2 protein-coding genes are annotated in these 1,848 nt (G+C 50.2%); one reads left to right on the top strand and one right to left on the bottom strand.

Annotation, left to right across the window (positions count from 1 at the left end; all coding sequences use genetic code 11):
- Positions 1–550 (top strand): transposase (locus tag Q5691_RS18580; protein WP_333346214.1); only part of this gene is annotated, 550 nt, incomplete at its 5' end.
- A gap of 315 nt (positions 551–865) precedes the next feature.
- Here Q5691_RS18580 and Q5691_RS18585 read toward each other — a convergent pair.
- A partial coding sequence (locus Q5691_RS18585; protein WP_333346217.1) for an Ig-like domain-containing protein occupies positions 866–1,848 on the bottom strand: 983 nt, incomplete at its 5' end.

Consider the following 1,848-nt stretch of genomic DNA (forward strand, 5'->3'; position numbering starts at 1 on the left):
ATCTGAGTTACATATCGATCGGGCTTATTTATCTAGTCACTGGGTGACACAAAGGAATGATAAATTACAGATATTTTGCAAGGCGTGGCCAGTCAAAAATTCTGGACGGTTTGATAAAAATTCTTTTTTCCTTGACTGGGATACGCATTTAATTAGCTGTCCCAATCAGGTAAGTATCCCATTTGAACCGGGGAAAACTGTTCATTTTCCTCAGAATGAATGTGCAATTTGCCCTCTGAGGTCTGGTTGCACGAATAGTAAAAGAGGACGGACTGTATCAATTCATCCTGATGAAGCCTTAATGCAAGAGTTGCGAGCACGTCAATCCACTGCTATTGGTCGCCAAGAATTGAGAAAACGTACTACAGTTGAACACTCTCTGGCTCATATTGGCCATTGGCACGGGAATCGTGCTCGGTATCTTGGACTGCGGAAAAATCTCTTCGATTTACGGCGAGTCGCTGTTGTTCATAATCTTCATGTCATTGCTCGAATGGAGCAGGTTCGGCCAATTACACCAGGCATAGAGTCGAACTCATGCACTGGCTAATTTCATAAATTCCTTTTTTTGTCAACTCCTAATACTGAACCGACGCCCTAGGTATATATCGATGAGAATCGATTGTTAAAAAGGCTTGATTCCGGTGATTGGGGTATGAGGTTTAAGGCAGCTTATCCTTTGGAAAAGGCAAGCTCTGAATTCGCCTGAGCTGCCTTGGTTTCATCTCACTTTCACCGGGTTTGAGCTTTTGATGAGAGATGTTTTGCCTTGAATTGAGCGACTCTTTAGTCGAGGCAAAAAGTAGCGCGGGGACGGGTCAGCCACAAGCGCTGCTGACCCGTCGCACTCAGCCGGTGCGCGCTTCTAGACTGCGAGGAAAGTGGAGGCAGTCAGAGTATTAGTATTCACCCCAGTCAGGACGGCTAAAACCTCACTACCCACACGAATCTGATTCCCAGAGAACGACAATTGACCAAAGGTCAAACCGCCAGTCAGACCGATTTTGTCGGTACCCAACTTGAAGTCACTAATCGTATCGATGCCCTCGATGACGGCAAACACGAAGATATCCTTGCCGTTGCCACCGGTCAAGGTGTCGGTACCCAGCCCACCCGTCAAGGTGTCATCGCCATTGTCACCATTGAGTAAGTCGTTGCCCGCACTCCCGACTAGGAAATCAGTGCCATTGCCACCAATCAAGGTGTCGTTTCCGGCGTTACCGATGAGGCTGTCGTTACCGTTGCCGCCGTTGAGCGAGTCGTTCGCTGCTGTACCCGTGAGAGTGTCGTTGCCGCTGCCACCGGTTTGAGTACCGCCGACGGCGACACTGACATTCGCGCTGCTGGTGCCGCCTTTGCCATCGCTGATGCTGTAGTTAAAACTGGCGTTACCCGTGAAGTTAGTGCTGGGGGTGAAGATGACATTGCTATTAGAGAAGGTAACGCTGCCATTGACTGGATTACTGACCCCCGTCAGGCTGAGGCTATCGCCATCGGCATCGGTGTCGTTGGCTAACAGAGTTGAAGCCTCCAGGGTGACGGCAGTATTTTGAGCCGTGGTAGCGTTGTCGCTGTTAGCCACGGGGGGTTGATTGGTGGGAGTCGTTCCCTGACCAAACAGCACATAACTTTGCCCTGCAGTATTGATGCCGTTGGGGTCGGCACTATATGCCCCGATAATCAGGTCATCAAAGCCATCGCCGTTGACATCCCCGGCGCTGCTGACCGAGAAGCCTGATCGGTCATCCGCCGCGATGCCGTTAATGGCAAAGCCGTTGCTGCCGTTAAGTGTGGACAGGTTGAAACTGGCACCAAAGCCACTGTTGCTGCCAAACACCACATAACTTT

The sequence above is a fragment of the Microcoleus sp. w1-18aA5 genome, from assembly GCF_036701705.1.
Taxonomy (GTDB): domain Bacteria; phylum Cyanobacteriota; class Cyanobacteriia; order Cyanobacteriales; family Microcoleaceae; genus Microcoleus.